Below are 17,368 nucleotides of genomic sequence, written 5' to 3' on the forward strand. Positions count from 1 at the left end.
GTGAGGTGTAACAAAGTGTGACATTATGAGCAGTCCTGTTGTCCATGCCTTCTTTATGGGACGGGCGTTAGCGTCCGCGATCGGTGAACAGGTTGAGCAATCTATGACTGAAGCTCTCAGCAACCTGGGTCGTTTTGACGCTGAACAGCGAGAAAATTTGCGGCAGTTTACTGAAGAAGTCATGGCTCGTGTCCAGCAGCAAGAGTCACAAGTCTCTCAAGAAATGCCAGTTGACGGCGTTGTAGGCGTCTCCACTGCTGCTGGCTCTCAAGATTTGCAAGCCACTATCGATAATTTACGTGCTGAGATTGCTCAGGTCCGCGCAACTCTGCAACAGTATCGGGCATCTTTGAACTAGTGCGCGATCGCATCAATTATTGGTCATTGTTGTTGTTCTCTAGCTACTTTTCGGGAGTTTGAGTGTCTGCTGCCTACGATTCCGTTTCCTCTTCTAAGACGTTGCCTGATGAAGATTCTGGCAATGGTTTCGTGTCATCTGAGCACCAGGCTGTGAAAGACACCTCGATTACAGAGGAACACCTACAGCCGGATGCTCAGGCTAGCGTTTTGCCACCGGCTGTCAATATTCAGCCCGAAATTACCTCTACTCCAAACGTCGTCCCAAATGTGGTGTCGGCTGAACGCGGCAAATCCTATCGCTGGAACCGCAAGCGGTATTCTCGGACGAAGCGCACAGTCGATATTTGGTCGTTTGTGTTCCGATTTCTGGGTGCTCGATGGCTTTACAAAAAGCCCTGGAGCTATACCGGGAAAATGACGCCCGAGAAGCTGGCGATTCGGCGACGCAGGCAGGCTGTCTGGATTCGAGAAACATTTCTTGAGCTAGGTCCTACGTTCATCAAGCTGGGTCAGCTCTTCTCAACCCGAGCAGACCTATTTCCCTCTGAGTACGTTGAGGAACTTTCGAAACTACAGGACCGGGTTCCTGCTTTTAGTTACGAACTTGTCGAAGAAATCATTACCTCAGATTTCGGTAAAACCATACCTCAGCTGTTCAAAAGCTTTGATCCCATTCCTTTGGCGGCAGCTAGTTTAGGCCAGGTTCACCGGGCGCAGCTTCATACCGGAGAAGAAGTCGTCGTCAAAGTTCAACGTCCGGGCCTCGTTCGCCTGTTCAAAATTGATTTGTCGATCCTCAAGGGAATTGCTCTCTATTTTCAGGGTCATCCTTATTGGGGTAAGGGCCGCGATTGGGTTGGCATTTATGAGGAATGCTGTCGGATTCTCTGGGAAGAAATTGACTACCTGAATGAAGGCCGCAATGCTGATACCTTCCGCCGAAACTTTCGCCAGCATGACTGGGCACAGGTTCCCCGGGTGTTCTGGCGGTATGCCTCTCCCCGAGTGCTGACACTGGAATATATGCCAGGCATTAAGATCAGCCATTATGATGCGCTCGAAGCGGCGGGCCTAGATCGCAAGAATCTGGCTCATCTGGGTGCTAGAGCTTACCTTCATCAGCTGCTGGATGATGGTTTCTTTCATGCTGATCCTCATCCGGGCAATATTGCTGTAAGCCCTGATGGGGCACTGATCTTTTATGACTTTGGCATGATGGGTCAGGTTCAGCCTGTGACTCGTGAACGACTTATGGTAACGTTCATAGGCATTGCCCAGCGAGATGCCGACCTCGTTGTTTCTTCTTTGGTCGATTTGGGTGCTTTAGAAGAAGCTGAAGATATGGGGCCTGTTCGTCGATCAGTCCAATATATCTTGGATAATCTGATGGATAAGCCCTTCGAAGAGCAGTCCATTACTGAGATCAGTGATGACTTGTATGAGATTGCTTACGATCAGCCTTTCCGTTTTCCAGCCACGTTCACGTTTGTCATGCGAGCGTTTTCCACGTTGGAAGGGGTTGGAAAGGGTCTCGATCCAGAATTCAACTTTATGGAAGCGGCCAAGCCGTTTGCCGCCAAGCTTATGAGCAATAACGATTTGTCTAACTCAACAGAATCTTTGTTTGGCGAACTAGGGCGTCAGGCTGCTCAAGTAGGTTCTACGGCGTTTGGTTTGCCTCGCCGATTAGAAGACACCCTTGACAAGTTAGAGCGAGGGGATATTCGAGTGCGGGTTCGGTCCATTGAGACAGACCGTATCTTAAGGCGGGTGAGTAGCGTTAATATGGCAACCAACTACACGCTATTGGTGGGGGCCTTTGTTCTATCGGCCACCATCTTGCTGGTTTACGGGTTCTTGTGGTTAGCGATCGCCGCCTTCATTGTCGCCGGAGTTGCCGGAACTGCCCTTCTAAGGCTGATGATACAAATGGGACGCGCCGATCGGCTACCTTAACGAGGAAAGGACAGGCCGATGCTCAAGTTAATCTTCTCTGGAATGACCGATCCGGGTCTTTTGCGTTCTAGCAATCAAGATGCTTACTTTATAGACCCCCAGGGACGGTTCTTCATTGTGGCTGATGGTATGGGGGGGCATGCAGGTGGACAAGAAGCAAGTAGCATTGCTACTCGCACTATCCGCTCATTTATTGAGCAAAATTGGGAGTCTTCTTTAGAGACCTCAGACCTGCTGTGTCAAGCATTAAGACTTGCAAACAAAGCCATTTTGAGCGACCAAAAGAGTCATCCTGAGCGGGGTGACATGGGAACCACGGTCGTTGTGCTGGTTTTTAGGGAACAGAACGATAGTGAACCTTGGTGTGCTCACGTCGGAGATTCTCGACTCTATCGGCTAAGGGAATCTGATATTTCACAAATCACGGAAGACCATACCTGGATTGCCCGTGCTGTGCGGGAAGGGGAACTGACGATTGAGCAGTCCCGTAGTCATCCCTGGCGGCATGTCCTTTCTCAATGCCTGGGCCGAGAAGATCTCAGTCGGATTGATGTTCGGCCTATTGAAGCCAAACCGGGCGATCGCTTCCTACTGTGCACGGACGGTTTAACTGAAGAATTACCCGATGGCATCATCGCAACTCATCTGAAATCTATTCGAGCGGTCGAGAGTGCAGCTCAAGCGCTGGTTGACTCTGCTAAAAAACAGGGAGGACGCGACAACATTACGGTTGTCTTGGTGACTTTGCTCATGGACGAAGAATCCCAGAAAGAGGGTGAGTCTGAAACGGGTTTTATCAAGCCTTAGCAGACTGGTGCGCAATTACTTTGGGTATTCTGGGCTGTGGGAAGTCAAGGTATTATCGCTAAAGCACTGAGAGCTGTTCACCTTCGCGCTCTTGCATGACCCGTTCGACATCTCCTCTTCGATATAAGGGTCGATTTCGGCGCTTAGAGAAGCGGCTGTCAATACCTGCCTCATTCAACAGTTCCTGGGCGAGTTTAGCAGGGCACTTCAAGATAGCAGCGGCATCCTGCAAACGAATCCACTGACGGCCAAATCGTTTAAGCAGCTCTGCTTCAGGTTCTGTCTGAATCTGTTTCAGTAGCATTTCCGCCAGGAGCCAGCAGGCTCGGGTATCTGCCCCAGCGCGATGAGAGGGACCCACGTCAAACTTAAACCGCTTAACCAGATCAGGCAGGCTGCGAGAGGGCAGGTCTGCTAGCAATAAGCGCGACAGCAAGACGGTACAGAGCTGTTCTTCAACAGGACGAACAAAGGTGTGATCGAGGTGCTGATACTCTGATTTCAAAAACCGATAGTCAAATTCCAGATTGTGAGCCGTCAGGACTCCCTTTTCTAAAAGCTCTAAACAGTCGGGCCACACCTCTTCAGGAAACACCCCCTGCGACACCATCGACTGAGTAATTCCGGTGACGCGGGTAATCATGGCTGGCACGCGCACTCCTGGATTGATCAGGTGAGTCTCTTGGTGCAAAACGCCTTCCGACAAGCTGGCTTGCAGGACAGAGACCTCAATGACGCGAGCGCCTTGATAGGGCAGCGATCCAGTTGTTTCGACATCTACCACAGTTAAGCGTGACTGACTGACCTTGCGGTAATAGGCTAATAAATCCTGGGAAAGAGGAGCTGATTGCCCCTTCATTTTTTTGAGTTTTGCCATGTCAGCCTACGATCGCTTAATGAATACCGTTTCGCTTTTTGGCTACGGATATTGGGGCTAAAAATCTGGAATGCTGATAGCCTCCAGGCCAAAGACGAAAAACCAAAACCACGAAGGGGTATTACCCACAATACAGGTATACTCCCAGCTCTGGTCAAGGAAGTTGTAAGGGTATGTTGACGGCATACTTTGGTACCCTCGCCTAAGACAAACGGCTGACGCAAATAAACGATGGAAAAGGGATAAAAAGCTGGACAGTGTGACGGTGGTCACAGAGAATACTTTTCAAGGTTTGGTCCCTCGCTTAGAATGCGCCCTAGGCGTCAACGCTATCAAGCCGTTTCAAGATGTCTAACTGAACTTTTTGGAGACCGGATGGCTGCGATCGCTGCTCGGCTGCTTCAACGGTTCCGTCAGATCAACAACATCTGCCAAACGCATCACCCTCTATCTCTCGTTATGTCACTCACAACAGATTCCCCATCCAGTCTTGGCAACAAAACAGAAGATTTTCCTCTCAGTCCTGTGCCGACCACGGCCCGCAAATCAATCATTTCCCTCGCGCCCATCCTGGCCGGATTCACCCTTTATTCCGGGACCTTATTTGCCGGAGGGCTTGTAGGACCATCCTTCCAGTTTTGGCCAGACCTGATTGGCATCATCTTGCTAGGCAACCTGATTCTAGGGATTTATGCCGCTCTGCTAGGGTTCATTGCGGGCGAAACGGGATTGACAACCGTACTCATGGCGCGGTTTAGCTTTGGCGATGTGGGATCGCGTTGGGTTGATTTCATTTTAGGCTTTACTCAAATCGGCTGGTATGCCTGGGGGTCTGCCCTCATGGCTCAATTGCTGAATAGTTTGGCGGGTATTCCAGAGTCTTGGAACTGGCTGATTATTCTGTTCTTTACCTATGCGTTTTGCTCCACCGCTTACTTTGGCTACAAAGCAATGGACTGGTTAAGTCGGATTGCTGTTCCAGCTATGGTGCTACTGATGGGCCTGAGCTTGTCTGTCGCTGCAGGGGACGTCGGCGGTTTCTCAGGGCTCCAGGCACAATCCGTTGCTGAGTCGTTGCCTCTGGGGGCAGCCATTACTATTATCGTTGGCACGTTTGTTTCCGGTGGCACTCAGGCGACCAATTGGAGCCGATTTGCTCAATCTGGGAAGGTGGGCTTTATCGCAACGTTGATTGCTTTCTTCTTGGGCAATGGCTTTCTGATTTTCAGCGGTGCATTTTGCGCCAAAGTCTATGGCGAACCCGACATTGTCAAAGTCATGGCTACTCAAGGGCTAGTGGTTTGGGGGCTGATCCTGTTTTTCCTAAATATGTGGACTACGCAGGACAACACCATTTACGCCTTTTCGATCGCGGGTTCCAATATGTTCAGAACCAGCAAACGGACTCTTTTGGTTTTGGGTGGAGCCACCTTTGCGCTGATCTTGGCCTGGGGCGGCATCTACGAAATGCTCGTGCAATACCTAATTCTGCTGGGCACGTTTATTCCACCCATTGGCGGCATTATCATGGCAGATTACTGGATTCATCGTCGCGGTCAGTTTCCTGCGTTGGATACCCCCCAGCCTGCTTTCAATTGGGCTGGCGTCATTGCCTATGTTGCAGCATCTGCGATCGCCTATTTCACCAGCCAAGCGGGCTGGGGCATTGTGCCGATTAACGGCATTGTGTCGGCCCTAGTCATCTATGTTGTGTTGTCCAAACTCTTCTCAACCCGATAATTCAACCCAGCGTTCTTATAGCCCTGTGCAGCTTGGTCAAGTCCATCTCAGTGTCTTAAGGGAACAGCGAATAGGAAATGGGGTGTGCTTGACTCAATGCATGCCGCCATAGTTCTGTCCTTATGTCGGCCCTGGGTGGTCCACATGAGCAAGGCTGTACCTACATTCTGCTCAGCGATCAAGATTGATTGGTAATCAGATGCCAATTCTCGGCTTTGCCCAACTCGGTCAGCGGCACTGAGTTGGCTTGAAAAGGGGCAGGATCTTCCACCAGAAGATAGATGGGCTGAGATTGCTGCCATTCGGCCAGCAACGTTTCAAGCGGTTGAGCGACGACCCGACGATCGCTATAAAAATCCAATGACGGGCGATCGTAACCATAGGCGATATACACGGGCTGCTTGGGGGCTATCTGTTCGTGAACTAGATCTGCTACAGGCAAGACAGGAAAGGATTCTCCCAACTCCCAAACCCAGTGATCCGACATCACTAATCCAACCAGTGCAATATACAGCCCTACCAGCAGAGTTGGCACAAATCGAGTTTGTTGGCGCAGAATAAATAGGGCTGCAAGTCCTGTTGCAATCGCCACCGTCAAAAATGTGAACTGTAGGGCGATGGAGGGTTCTCCTCCCCAAGGACTGGCATAGATCAGTCCCGCTACTCCTGCAAAACTAAAGAGGGCTAACAAAAAGCTCCAAACTCTGGGCAATCGCTTGAGTGAAAGACCGCGACCATTCCAGTGCCTATACATATTCCAAGCGGCACTGAGGGCAATGCCGGCGGTCAAGGCGATCGCTGGATAGATGGGAAAGAGATACCATGGCAGCTTTGTGCCCATTATGGAAATCGCTGTGAGGTAGACCACCGTCCATACCAGCAGCAGCTTAGCCCAGGATTGATGACGAGACTTCCAAGTCAGCCGTAGACCAACAGGCCAAAAGATGAGCCACGGCCAGCTATATTTCAGTAATTCCAGCAAGTAGTACCAGGGTGGACCTTGATGGTTGTCAACAGAATTCCAGATACGCTCTAGATTTTGGTTGAACAGTGTTACATCCAGGAACTGCTGTCCGTAGTACTGCCACTGCAACAAATACCATCCGATGACAGGCAGGGTGCCAATCAAAAGACTCCCCCATAGCCAGGGCGATCGCAGCTCTTTGGGGGCATCCCACGCTAAAAACAGCAGCGCGATTGCCAACAGCAGCACCCCTAACATCCCTTTGGTTAGGCACATAAGTGCAAAGCAAACGCCGACTCCTACATACCAGCGGGGATGACGGCGCGATCGCATCAGCATCCACAGCAGCGCGATGAAAAAACACACAACCGCACCGTCCAGCATTGCTAAACGACCATGGCGCACCACAGGCAAAAAGGTTAGATAAACGCCTGTCCCCATCAGGGCACAAAGCCGAGTCGGTAGAAGCTCACGTCCTAATCCCAATAGCAAGGGAACTGAGGTTGCGGTAAGGACGGCCCCTGGCAAGCGAGCAGCCCAAGTATGAACCCCAAACAGGTCAAAGGCGACTGCAACGAGACCGTGTAGCAGTGGAGGTTTGTTGAGATAAGGCTGTCCCCACAGCTGAGGATGTAGCCAAGCAGTCCACGTCTCTCCCAAACTGATTTCACGAGCGACCTGGGCAACTGTTCCTTCATCCCAGTCCCTGAGGGGAACGCCCCCCAAATCAATGCAAAACAGCAATAGGGCTGCCAACCCTAGGAGGAGGAACCAAATGCGATCGCGCGGTTGCTGTTTTGTCTCCTGTGAAGTCATTCGCTCAGTCCACTCCTACACTTAGAATAGGCCCAGAGTGTTGTGCCAACACGATTGCTCTCATTACCTCGACGCCCATTGCCTTGCTTTACGGCCCTTTCACGCTGTCTTGTTCCTCAACGACTGCGCTGTTAGCTCAGTCGTTCACGAGAGGCTTCGACTGAGCCAATTCCTGGATGAAGCTGTTCCAGCGTGTGCAAAATGGATTCAAGCTTTTCTTTTTGCTGACTCACAGATAATCCAACGCTGTCTACAATTTGCTGAATAAAGGTATAGGTTTGATCCAGAGAACTGAGGAGTTGTTCGCGATCGCTACTGTCTGTCCGCTCGCCTGAGCGCTGTGCTGACAATGGCAATGGACTGGAATGACCTTGGTGTTGATGCAATGAATGCTTAGACAGTGGCTTTTGGCTCGAAACCGGGGACGGTGTCTGTTGGCCCTGCATTTGTTGAAGAGTTTGCTGTAAATTCTCAATGACTCCGTACATCTCAACGGGGTCAAATACTTTCAGTAGGCTTGTTTGCGTGACAAGGCCTAAACCCTGTCCCCAATTCCAGGAGACGACTAGTCGTCCAACTCTGCGCTTTTGCATCTCTTGATGAGCTACCCAAAGAGAGTCTTCAGGACTCAGCAAGAAAAGCGGAGCACTCATCACTGTTCGAGCTAGAGTTTTATGTAGGTCAATTTGAAGTGCTTGAAACTGAACAATATCGCGCTCAGTGACAATTCCCACTGGATTCTCAATGCCCTCTCGGTTGGGATGGGTAATCACAACACAACTCACTCGATGCATTGCCATCAGCTGCGCGAGTTGGATAATAGGTGTCTTTAGGTGAGCACAGATCACGGTGCGCGTCATGACGTCGGCAGTACGGCGAGACCGAAGCAAGTTAGCTGGGCGCAAAACTCGCCGAATGCTTTCATGGGAAACGACGCCAACTAGCTGGTTTTCGTCATCCACAACGGGAACATGTCGAATGCCATAGCGACGAAACAGAAATAGGGCTGCAAAGACGTCTTGGATAGAGCTTTCTGGTAGTGTAATGACCGGTGACACCATTACATCTGCCACTTTGACTAACTTGAGGTCTAATGCCTGTGCCGTCAGCCGCACAACATCCCGCTCCGTCAAAATGCCTAAGATCGTTTTCCCCTTCATAACCAAGACACAGCTATTGCGTGCGGTTTTATGAAAAGGACTCAAATCTGAAGGCGTTATGTCGTCATTCAGCGAACAGGTGTGATATTGAGCTTTGCTGATAAGAGCTATCGCGTCTATTAGCAAAGTATCAGGAGAAACGACTAACGGATGACGTGCGATCGCCTCTTTTGGGTCTGGAACCCAGGACAGCGAGGTCTCAAGTTGCATAGTTGTTGTTGGCAAACGTCATGGCAAATAGAACAGCACAGAACTTTCTAACAGGTAGCCTTCGCCATCCTAATACTCCTACCTCGCAGCAAACCGTAGAATAACGAACCGCTTAGTCCAGGGATGTAACACTCGAAGGGTCACAAGACTTTTCGGACATTGGTTTTAGTGTTATTTAGGTGTATTATAGACAGATGTTACAAATAAACGCTTGAGATCTATTTAGGGCTAAGTTTTCAGGTGTTTTTGGTTATTCGATGGACTGATGTTTAGAACTTTGAAAATGTCCTTTTCAGGGTTCATGTGTTTCTGGATGGGTTTGTGAAAACATTCCACGGCGTCTAGGGGACTTGCCATAGAGTCGATCCAATACACGTTTAACAGAGATCCGCTGCCATGACTGACCTCGCTTAGTAGTGTAGCCTCGCTCGTTAAGCCAATCTGCAATCTTTTGCAAAGACTTGCCAGATTTGTGATGACGACGAATAAGTTCGATAATTTCGCATTCTGCAGGATTGTCAACTAATTGCCCATCTATCACCTTTTGACCAAAAGCAGGCGAGCCATAGCCCGCATAGCCTCCATTTTGAGCTTTGACTTGGCGACCTCGATCAAGTCTTTCCCAAACCTCACGAGGCTGTAAGTTTTCGGCACTCATAGCGACTGTCATTCGTAACCTTGCTTCTAGTTTATAGGTGGATTGCCACAAACAGGTCAATAGGATTGGCAAAGTAAGGGATTAAGGTATGCCGCTTTTAGGCATCATCCCAAGCCTTTTCTAAGCGGTGCTTAGGCAACCTACTTATCGGCGAGTGAGCTTGTCTAAGATCTCTAATTTTTCGTCGAATTAGCCATTTGAAACAGCTTGTAGAACATTCTCATTTTGGAGATGCAGTAATGGGTACAGCAACTTTTGTGGAGAACGAAACAGCATTTGATGCGCTGCTAGCGAGTGAACCTTTAGTCGTCGTGGACTGTACTGCAACCTGGTGTGGTCCGTGCAAATTAGTTGCTCCTTTGATGGATCAGCTGGCGGATGAATATGGCGATCGCGCCAAAGTCTTTAAGCTAGACTTAGATGCCAATAGCGCTGTTGCTAAGCGTTTTGGCATTAAAAGTATTCCCGCCGTTATGTTCTTCAAAGAAGGTGAATTAGTAGAGACTTTGATAGGTGTAAAACCTTATGAGGTTTTCAGCGATACCTTAGGCAAGCTTCTTTAGGCATCCCTTGTTTAAGTACTTCAAGCAGTTGGCTTCAAATCTTATTCTTAATGATTGGGAGGTCTGGAATGACAACTATTCAGATGGTACGCTGCCCAAACTGTGGGAGCTTTGCAGAACGCCAACTGTTAAGCGGACAAGGCGATTTAGAAAGCGAGACAATTCTTCGAACAGCCTGCCCAATTTGTGATTACGTAATGGTGATGACTTTACCAACTGGTAGAGTAATAGAGACCTATATTTCCTTAGGAGAAAAGAGGTTATTGACTTGTGTCAATGACCACACTAGATCGGTAAAACAGGTTCAGACGAACTTTCAAAGCTCAGCCTCTACTCATAAAAAAGATTCATTTTTTAGTAGGGCTATTTGACCGTGTGTATTAGCTGATTTACCTGCTTTTGTTCTGGGGAAGAGGGTACGATTTTACTAGCCTTTTCATCCTAACTGACTCGTTTTTCTTACATAGGTATCTCCATGCTAAAAGCATCCGACATCATGACTAAAGAAGTCATCACGGTTCGTGGTTCTGATACGGTCGCGGCGGCTGTGCAGCTCATGAAGGATAAAAGCTTGCGAGCTTTGATTGTGGAGCCACGCTATGAAAACGACCCTTATGGCATGGTGACTGAGACAGACATCATCTACAAAGTCGCTGCTTTTGGTCATGACCCCAAGCAAATGCGGGTGTATGAAATCATGACCAAGCCGTGTGTTGTGGTGAATCCAGACCTCGGAGTTGAGTATGTTGCGCGTCTTTTTGCTCAAACCCGTATTCGTCGTGCTCCGGTCATTCAGGGCGGGCTGTTAGGTGTTGTCTCCATCAGCGACATCCTAAACAAGAGCGACTTTGTGGAGAGACCCAAGCCTCTCTTTATCGAAGACCGAATTGAGGTTGCCCGCGAGGAGGCTAGAGCGATTTGCAAGGAGCAAGGTGATACGTCACCAGCTTGTGCGGCTGCTTGGGATGTTGTTGAAGAGTTGCAAATGGCGGCAGCGGATCAGCGCAGGAAAGAGCAAACTGCTTCCGAAGATTCCTATGAGGACCACCCCGATGAGGAGGAATATCGGATTTACGAAGACTGATTGCAGCTCTTTCAGGACGCCTTTACCGATGAATCTGTTGAGCTACAAATTGGTCTTTAAACCAACCTTGAAAGGTACAGGAAGCGTTCAATCTATGTGAACTTGCGAGAAAAAGGAAGGAGCTACTCCCATGATGAAAGCTGAGCAAATTATGACCCGAGACGTGGTCACTATTAAAGGATCTGCGACCGTTGCGGATGCTGTGAAGCTAATGAAAGAAAAGGGCTTGCGAGCACTCATTGTCGAACCTCGACATGAATTGGATCCTTATGGGATGGTAACTGAGACCGATATCATCTACAAAGTTGCTGCCTTTGGACATGACCCGAAACAAATGCGGGTCTACGAAATTATGACAAAGCCCTGCATTGTGGTAAATCCAGAATTAGGCGTTGAATATGTGGCCAGGCTTTTTGCCCAAACCCGCATTCGTCGTGCTCCAGTTATCAAAGGTGGACTTCTAGGCATTATTTCTATTAGCGATATTCTCAAGAAGAGTGATTTCGTTGAGAAGCCTAAAAGTAGCTTTGAACTGTATTGCGAAGAAAATCCCAGTGCACTAGAAGCTCGAATTTATGACGATTAATTCGAGTCAGTATAGGTAGCCGATCGCGGACTATCAGTTCAGCTATGACGCGGCGAATCGGCTCACCACCTTCGTCGCGCCCGACGGCACCGCCACCTACACCTATGACGCCAAAGGCAACCGCACCAATGCAGGTTATCAAATGCCCCCCAACAACCAGCTCGCCAGCGATGGGGTATTCACTTACGAATATGACAACGAGGGTAACCGTATTCGGCGCACGCGCATCAGCGGTGGCGCAGTCACGACTTATGAAGGGGTCATCGCCAGCGACTCGTCGCGGTGACTGAAGGCAATGGCACCACGGCCACTCAGCGCGTTGTCTACTGACCGTCGCCTCAGCCAGTCGGTAGACGCCGATGGCGATGGCCCCGCCGTGGCCACCACAGAGCATTTTGTTTATGACGGCGACCACATTGCCCTGATATTTAACGAGGCGCTACTACGACCCGGCGGTGGGGCGCTTCCTCTCAGAAGACCCCATCGGCTTCGATGCGGGCGATGCCAACCTCTATCGTTACGTCTTCAATAGTCCAACGAACTATACCGATCCGACGGGTGAAGCCGTTGCGTTAGGTGCTGCTGCCGGGATCGCCGCATTGCCTGTTGTTCTGATCGGGGCAGGGCTTATCCTCCTGAACAACCAATTGCAACCCGAGGAGGACCGCTTACGATGATCTTGAAGGTATTGCCCAGTGGTGTTGGGAAACTGTCACTGGGGGCTACAATCCCGACCTCACCTCCTGGAAATATTCGTCTAGCAATTCCCCAATCTTCCCCTTTACAATGTATTTTCATCGTTGTGGTGTAGCACTCGTTTCTTCTGGAAAGGAGTGCTATTGGAGTGGATCAAGTGGTCGTTCCCCCTATGTTTTTGGCAATAGGGGTAGTTTTGGCATTGCTAGAGGCTTAGGATGACATTTTCTTCTGTAATACGGGCATTGGGGCGATCGCCGCTCACGTCAGAGCTGTTAACCAAATTGAAGCAGCAAGGCAAGGTGAAGCTCAGCGGTGCGCCTCGTCTGCCCAAAGGCTTAATTGCCTCGACTTTGGCTCAGGAATCGGACGCCCCCCTGCTGGTCATCACCGCCACCCTGGAAGAAGCTAGTCGCTGGGCGATTCAGCTGGAAGCGATGGGCTGGAGTACGATTCACTTCTACCCCACCTCTGAAGCTTCTCCCTATGACCCCTTCGACCAAGAATCTGAAATGACCTGGGGACAGCTTCAAGCCTTAGCAGATTTGACCAACGGGCAGGACCTTGAAAGGACGGCAATTATCGCCACCGAACGCGCCCTCCAGCCCCACCTGCCACCCGTTACGGTCCTCAAAGACTACTGTTTGGCCGTCAGCAAAGGACTCGAAATTAACCTCAAGGAGCTAGCGCTGCGTCTTGCCAAGCTGGGCTACGAGAAAGTGCCCCTAGTCGAAACAGAAGGGCAATGGGCACAGCGGGGAGACATCATCGATGTTTTTCCGGTCTCCTCCGAGCTACCCATTCGTCTAGAGCTATTTGGTGACGAGCTAGAGCGGATTCGAGAATTTGATCCCGCTTCTCAGCGATCGCTCGACACCCTGGAGCGACTCGTCCTGACCCCCACCGACTACAGTCCCCTCATCCTGGATGCTCTGAGAGATCAGGGACAACTCGACCCAATTTTTCCTGACGAAGCCTTGGAAGCCCTTGATGATGGCATCTTCCCCGAAGGCATTCGTCGCTGGCTCGGTCTCGCCTTTGACGCCCCCGCCTCCCTGCTCGACTATCTGCCCGAAAACACCGTCATCGCGCTAGACGAGCCAGACCAGTGCCATGCCCACAGCGATCGCTGGGTCGAGCATATCGAAGACCACTGGCAAGACGTACAAGCCTCAGACGTCGAAGCGTCAGACCACAAACCAGACGACTCCGAAACTCAAAATTCAAAACCTAAAGTTCAAAACTCAGAACCCCCTCCCCTGCCCAAAATTCACCGCCCGTTCACCGATGCCCTCGAAGAACTGTCTCTCTTCCCCACCGTTCACCTCACCGAATTGGCCGAAGAAAACGGCGGATTGAATCTATCAAGTCGCCCGGTTCCAGCCATTCCCCATCAGTTTGGTAAGTTGGCGGAAACCATTCGCGGAGAGCGCGATCGCAAGTTTGCCATTTGGCTGATTTCAGCCCAGCCCTCCCGCTCCGTGGCGCTGCTGCAAGAACACGACTGTCCAGCTCAATTTATTCCCAACCCCAGGGATTATCCGGCGATCGAGAAATTGCAAACCCAACATACGCCAGTTGCCCTGAAGTATTCGGGTCTGGCGGAGTTGGAAGGCTTTGTGCTACCAACCTTTCGCCTTGCCATCGTTACGGACCGCGAATTCTTTGGGCAGCAGAGTTTGGCGACGCCAGGCTATGTGCGGAAGCGGCGACGGGCGACCTCCAAACAGGTTGATCCGAACAAGATGAAGCCAGGGGACTTCGTCGTTCACCGCAATCACGGCATTGGACGCTTTTTGAAACTGGAGAGCTTAACGGTCGATCGCGAGACGCGAGAATACCTGGTTATTCAGTATGAAGATGGACTGCTGCGGGTTGCGGCGGATCAGGTAGGTTCCCTCTCCCGCTATCGCGCCACGACGGATCGTCCGCCCACGCTGAATAAAATGACCGGCAAGGCTTGGGAGAAAACCAAAGGCCGCGCCCGTAAAGCCGTTCAAAAGGTGGCGGTAGACTTGCTGAAGCTCTATGCTCAACGGGCCAAGCTGGAAGGCTTTACGTTCCCCATTGATACGCCCTGGCAGCAAGAGTTAGAGGATTCATTTCCCTATCAGCCCACCCCCGATCAGCTCAAGGCCGTGCAGGATGTGAAGCTGGATATGGAGAGCGATCGCCCGATGGATCGCCTGGTTTGTGGCGACGTCGGCTTTGGCAAAACAGAGGTTGCCGTCCGGGCCATCTTCAAGGCCATCAACGCTCACAAGCAAGTAGCCCTCCTGGCCCCCACGACCATTCTCACGCAGCAGCACTACCATACGCTGAAAGAGCGCTTTGCACCTTACCCGATTCAAGTGGGGCTGCTGAACCGTTTCCGAACGGCCCAAGAGAAGAAAGACATTCTCCAACGGCTTAAAACAGGGGAGCTAGATGTGGTGGTTGGCACCCATCAGCTTTTGGGCAAGTCAGTCAAGTTCAAGGACCTGGGGTTGCTCGTAGTGGATGAGGAACAGCGCTTCGGGGTGAACCAAAAGGAGAAAATCAAAGCGCTGAAAACGGAAGTAGATGTCCTGACGCTCAGCGCCACGCCGATTCCGCGAACGCTCTACATGGCTTTGTCTGGCGTGCGGGAGATGAGCCTGATTACGACTCCACCGCCCTCTCGTCGTCCCATCAAGACTCACTTGTCTCCCTACGATCCAGAGGCAATTCGCAGTGCTGCCCGTCAGGAACTCGATCGCGGCGGCCAGATCTTTTACGTGGTTCCCCGGGTAGAGGGCATTGAGGAAGTCTCTGCCCGGCTGAGGGAATGGATTCCCGGTGCCCGCATCATGATCGCTCACGGTCAGATGCAGGAGGGTGAATTGGAATCGACGATGCTGGCCTTCAGTAGCGGTGAAGCCGATATTTTGGTCTGCACCACCATCATTGAGTCGGGACTCGATATTCCCCGCGTGAACACCATCCTGATTGAGGACGCCCAGAAGTTCGGACTGTCCCAGCTCTATCAGCTCAGAGGCCGAGTGGGGCGATCCGGGATTCAGGCCCATGCCTGGCTATTCTATCCGCGACAGCAAAGCCTTACCCCCAAAGCCCGTCAGCGTCTCCGGGCCATTCAAGAATTTGCTCAGTTGGGATCGGGCTATCAACTTGCCATGCGCGACATGGAAATTCGCGGCGTGGGTAATCTGCTCGGCGTGCAGCAGTCAGGACAAATGGATGCCGTTGGTTTTGACCTGTATATGGACATGCTGGAAGAAGAGATTGCCGAAATTCGCGGTCAAGAGATTCCTAAGGTGGACGACACTCAGGTGGATCTCAAAGTCACCGCCTTTATTCCCAATGACTACATAGACGATGTGGAGCAAAAGATGAGTGTTTATCGGGCGCTGGCAGCCGCCGACAGCAAACGAGAACTGGCTCAAATTGCGGCTGACCTGAACGATCGCTACGGCAGCATTCCGTTTGCCACCGAACAGCTCATTCGCGTCCTCGAACTCAAGCAGTTGGCAAAACAGCTCGGCTTCTCCCGCATCAAGCCGGAGAGCAAGCAGCACATCATTTTGGAAACCCCAATGGAAGAACCCGCTTGGAAATTGCTGTTTGACAAGATTCCCGGCCACCTCAAATCCCGCTTCGTCTACGCGGGTGGCAAAGTGATGGTGCGGGGGTTAGGCGTATTGAAGCCAGAGAAGCAGGTCGAGAACTTAGTGGAATGGTTCCAGCTGATGAGAGCGGGACTGAGCGATCGCACAGAAGCCTTGGTGTAATGTCCAAATCACAACCAGCCCCGCAAACGATAAACCACAAGGCCGATATATTCCTTCATAGCTCGGCTAACGTTGTCCAGGTTGCTGGCATTGGGCAGCAGGCTCAGCAAAACGGCCTGACGAGTACCGCCAATTTCCGCGACTGATCGCTCAGACACCAGAAAATCGGTGGGTGCCGCGATCGCGTTCATGCCCTGCTTCTTGAAAATCGCCAGCGATCGCGGCATGTGCATGGCTGACGTGACCAGCAAAATCGTGTCAATGTTTTCCTGCTGCAAAATCGCCTTAACGTTGACTGCATTTTGGTACGTATTCAGCGACGTTGGGTCTTCCAAAATATCGGCCTCAGGCACACCCATCGCTACGGCAATTTGAGCCATATCATCGGATTCCGGAGGACCGCTGCCCTTCCAAGCGATCCGTCCACCGCTGAGGATGAGCTTGGGGGCCTTACCCGCTTTATACAACTGAGCACCATGCAGAACACGATCGCCCGACTCCATCATGTCCACCCAAGGACGGGGATAATCCGCAGGTCGGGTGCTGCCCCCCAACACCACAATAGCCGCCGCATTGGGAAGCGTTTCGGGAGGCAAATTGCGCCACTCCAAAGACTGCACCAGGCGCGTCGCCACCCAAGTGTTACTGCTGACTAAAAGAACAAGCAGGGCGATCGTCGTACTCCACAACGCCAATCGCCGCCGTCGTCGCCAAATCCACCAGAGCGTCAGCAGCATCAACAAAGAAGCCAGCCCCAAAGGATAGATCAGCAGCGGCAATAGCTTAGAGAGAAATAGAAACATATTGAAGAAAGATAGAATCCTTTCACGGCTCTACCGTTTGTGATTTTTGATAATCCTTTTTGAATAACTTGCGGCCTCTGATTTGACGGTCCGCATTGACCTGTTCAGCTGTATAAAAGTTAAATCGTCGATCGCCTTTATGCTGCTGCCATTCCTGCTGAATGATTTCGTCTGGAAAGGTTCCTTCATCGAGCTGCGCCATCATCTTGGGCCAGCGAGACTTGAGATGACTGACTTCACCAACATACAGTTGGACGCTGCCGAAATTCGCGATCGCGTAAATTCCAGAGGCCATAACCCCGATTTATCCCTCACGTTGTC

General features: G+C 51.0%; 16 protein-coding genes and 1 pseudogene. 10 read left to right on the top strand and 7 right to left on the bottom strand.

From position 1 onward, the window contains the following. Positions 1-25: 25 nt before the first annotated feature. The 3 genes from PN498_RS16905 (at position 26) to PN498_RS16915 (ending at position 3,123) form a co-directional block, all read left to right on the top strand. Positions 26-358, top strand: a complete 333-nt coding sequence (locus PN498_RS16905; protein WP_272064147.1) for a DUF6825 family protein — start codon at positions 26-28, stop codon at positions 356-358. 239 nt (positions 359-597) lie between these two features. Continuing rightward, positions 598-2,316, top strand: a complete 1,719-nt coding sequence (locus PN498_RS16910; protein ID WP_272064196.1) for an ABC1 kinase family protein — start codon at positions 598-600, stop codon at positions 2,314-2,316. An 18-nt stretch (positions 2,317-2,334) separates the two neighbouring features. Continuing rightward, a complete protein-coding gene (locus PN498_RS16915; RefSeq protein WP_272064148.1) occupies positions 2,335-3,123 on the top strand; it encodes a PP2C family protein-serine/threonine phosphatase in 789 nt (262 codons plus the stop codon). Positions 3,124-3,181: 58 nt separating this feature from the next. Here PN498_RS16915 and PN498_RS16920 read toward each other — a convergent pair whose 3' ends face one another. Beyond that, the gene (locus tag PN498_RS16920; RefSeq protein WP_272064149.1) at positions 3,182-4,000 is read right to left on the bottom strand and encodes a 3'-5' exonuclease; all 819 of its coding nucleotides are present in this window, start codon (positions 3,998-4,000) and stop codon (positions 3,182-3,184) included. A 57-nt stretch (positions 4,001-4,057) separates the two neighbouring features. Next, complete coding sequence (locus tag PN498_RS16925; protein WP_272064151.1) at positions 4,058-4,186, bottom strand: hypothetical protein; 129 nt, start codon at positions 4,184-4,186, stop codon at positions 4,058-4,060. Between the two features lie 189 nt (positions 4,187-4,375). Between PN498_RS16925 and codB the strand changes: the two genes are divergently transcribed. Further along, the gene (gene codB / locus PN498_RS16930; protein WP_272064152.1) at positions 4,376-5,740 is read left to right on the top strand and encodes a cytosine permease; all 1,365 of its coding nucleotides are present in this window, start codon (positions 4,376-4,378) and stop codon (positions 5,738-5,740) included. A gap of 178 nt (positions 5,741-5,918) precedes the next feature. Here the strand turns inward: codB and PN498_RS16935 are convergent, their stop codons facing one another. From PN498_RS16935 to PN498_RS16945, 3 genes are all read right to left on the bottom strand, one after another. Beyond that, positions 5,919-7,520, bottom strand: a complete 1,602-nt coding sequence (locus tag PN498_RS16935; protein ID WP_272064153.1) for an ArnT family glycosyltransferase — start codon at positions 7,518-7,520, stop codon at positions 5,919-5,921. A 131-nt stretch (positions 7,521-7,651) separates the two neighbouring features. Then, the gene (locus tag PN498_RS16940) at positions 7,652-8,890 is read right to left on the bottom strand and encodes a CBS domain-containing protein (RefSeq protein ID WP_272064155.1); all 1,239 of its coding nucleotides are present in this window, start codon (positions 8,888-8,890) and stop codon (positions 7,652-7,654) included. A 292-nt stretch (positions 8,891-9,182) separates the two neighbouring features. Continuing rightward, complete coding sequence (locus PN498_RS16945; protein ID WP_272064158.1) at positions 9,183-9,560, bottom strand: recombinase family protein; 378 nt, start codon at positions 9,558-9,560, stop codon at positions 9,183-9,185. Between the two features lie 227 nt (positions 9,561-9,787). Here PN498_RS16945 and trxA point away from each other — a divergent pair, with 227 nt between their 5' ends. From trxA to mfd, 6 genes and pseudogenes are all read left to right on the top strand, one after another. Next, positions 9,788-10,111 (top strand): thioredoxin, encoded by a 324-nt coding sequence (gene trxA / locus PN498_RS16950; protein WP_272064160.1) that lies wholly within the window; start codon positions 9,788-9,790, stop codon positions 10,109-10,111. Between the two features lie 475 nt (positions 10,112-10,586). Further along, entirely contained in the window at positions 10,587-11,195 is a 609-nt protein-coding gene (locus tag PN498_RS16955) for a CBS domain-containing protein (protein ID WP_272064161.1), read from the top strand. A gap of 130 nt (positions 11,196-11,325) precedes the next feature. Continuing rightward, complete coding sequence (locus PN498_RS16960) at positions 11,326-11,781, top strand: CBS domain-containing protein (RefSeq protein WP_272064163.1); 456 nt, start codon at positions 11,326-11,328, stop codon at positions 11,779-11,781. A gap of 142 nt (positions 11,782-11,923) precedes the next feature. Beyond that, entirely contained in the window at positions 11,924-12,067 is a 144-nt protein-coding gene (locus PN498_RS16965) for a hypothetical protein (protein WP_272064164.1), read from the top strand. A 151-nt stretch (positions 12,068-12,218) separates the two neighbouring features. After that, a pseudogene (locus PN498_RS16970) lies at positions 12,219-12,458 on the top strand (RHS repeat-associated core domain-containing protein); the annotation flags it as partial. 237 nt (positions 12,459-12,695) lie between these two features. After that, positions 12,696-16,244: a transcription-repair coupling factor gene (gene mfd, locus PN498_RS16975; protein ID WP_272064165.1), complete on the top strand. Its 3,549-nt coding sequence runs from the start codon at positions 12,696-12,698 to the stop codon at positions 16,242-16,244. Positions 16,245-16,252: 8 nt separating this feature from the next. On the opposite strand, the gene PN498_RS16980 is transcribed toward mfd, so the two are convergent. Together PN498_RS16980 and PN498_RS16985 are read right to left on the bottom strand one after the other, a co-directional pair. Continuing rightward, complete coding sequence (locus tag PN498_RS16980) at positions 16,253-17,047, bottom strand: YdcF family protein (protein WP_272064167.1); 795 nt, start codon at positions 17,045-17,047, stop codon at positions 16,253-16,255. 22 nt (positions 17,048-17,069) lie between these two features. Further along, positions 17,070-17,342, bottom strand: coding sequence for a hypothetical protein (locus PN498_RS16985; protein ID WP_272064168.1), 273 nt, complete (start codon positions 17,340-17,342; stop codon positions 17,070-17,072). Positions 17,343-17,368 lie beyond the last annotated feature (26 nt).

It is taken from the genome of Oscillatoria sp. CS-180 (assembly GCF_028330965.1).
Classification (GTDB): domain Bacteria; phylum Cyanobacteriota; class Cyanobacteriia; order Phormidesmidales; family Phormidesmidaceae; genus Halomicronema.

Excerpts from the sequence above, each read along its gene's own strand:
- PN498_RS16905 (WP_272064147.1), top strand. The coding sequence starts at position 26 with ATGAGCAGTCCTGTTGTCCATGCCTTCTTTATGGGACGGGCGTTAGCG.
- PN498_RS16915 (WP_272064148.1), top strand. The coding sequence starts at position 2,335 with ATGCTCAAGTTAATCTTCTCTGGAATGACCGATCCGGGTCTTTTGCGT.
- PN498_RS16920 (WP_272064149.1), bottom strand. The coding sequence starts at position 4,000 with ATGGCAAAACTCAAAAAAATGAAGGGGCAATCAGCTCCTCTTTCCCAG.
- PN498_RS16925 (WP_272064151.1), bottom strand. The coding sequence starts at position 4,186 with ATGCCGTCAACATACCCTTACAACTTCCTTGACCAGAGCTGGGAGTAT.
- codB (WP_272064152.1), top strand. The coding sequence starts at position 4,376 with ATGGCTGCGATCGCTGCTCGGCTGCTTCAACGGTTCCGTCAGATCAAC.
- PN498_RS16935 (WP_272064153.1), bottom strand. The coding sequence starts at position 7,520 with ATGACTTCACAGGAGACAAAACAGCAACCGCGCGATCGCATTTGGTTC.
- PN498_RS16940 (WP_272064155.1), bottom strand. The coding sequence starts at position 8,890 with ATGCAACTTGAGACCTCGCTGTCCTGGGTTCCAGACCCAAAAGAGGCG.
- PN498_RS16945 (WP_272064158.1), bottom strand. The coding sequence starts at position 9,560 with ATGACAGTCGCTATGAGTGCCGAAAACTTACAGCCTCGTGAGGTTTGG.
- trxA (WP_272064160.1), top strand. The coding sequence starts at position 9,788 with ATGGGTACAGCAACTTTTGTGGAGAACGAAACAGCATTTGATGCGCTG.
- PN498_RS16955 (WP_272064161.1), top strand. The coding sequence starts at position 10,587 with ATGCTAAAAGCATCCGACATCATGACTAAAGAAGTCATCACGGTTCGT.
- PN498_RS16960 (WP_272064163.1), top strand. The coding sequence starts at position 11,326 with ATGATGAAAGCTGAGCAAATTATGACCCGAGACGTGGTCACTATTAAA.
- PN498_RS16965 (WP_272064164.1), top strand. The coding sequence starts at position 11,924 with ATGCCCCCCAACAACCAGCTCGCCAGCGATGGGGTATTCACTTACGAA.
- mfd (WP_272064165.1), top strand. The coding sequence starts at position 12,696 with ATGACATTTTCTTCTGTAATACGGGCATTGGGGCGATCGCCGCTCACG.
- PN498_RS16980 (WP_272064167.1), bottom strand. The coding sequence starts at position 17,047 with ATGTTTCTATTTCTCTCTAAGCTATTGCCGCTGCTGATCTATCCTTTG.
- PN498_RS16985 (WP_272064168.1), bottom strand. The coding sequence starts at position 17,342 with ATGGCCTCTGGAATTTACGCGATCGCGAATTTCGGCAGCGTCCAACTG.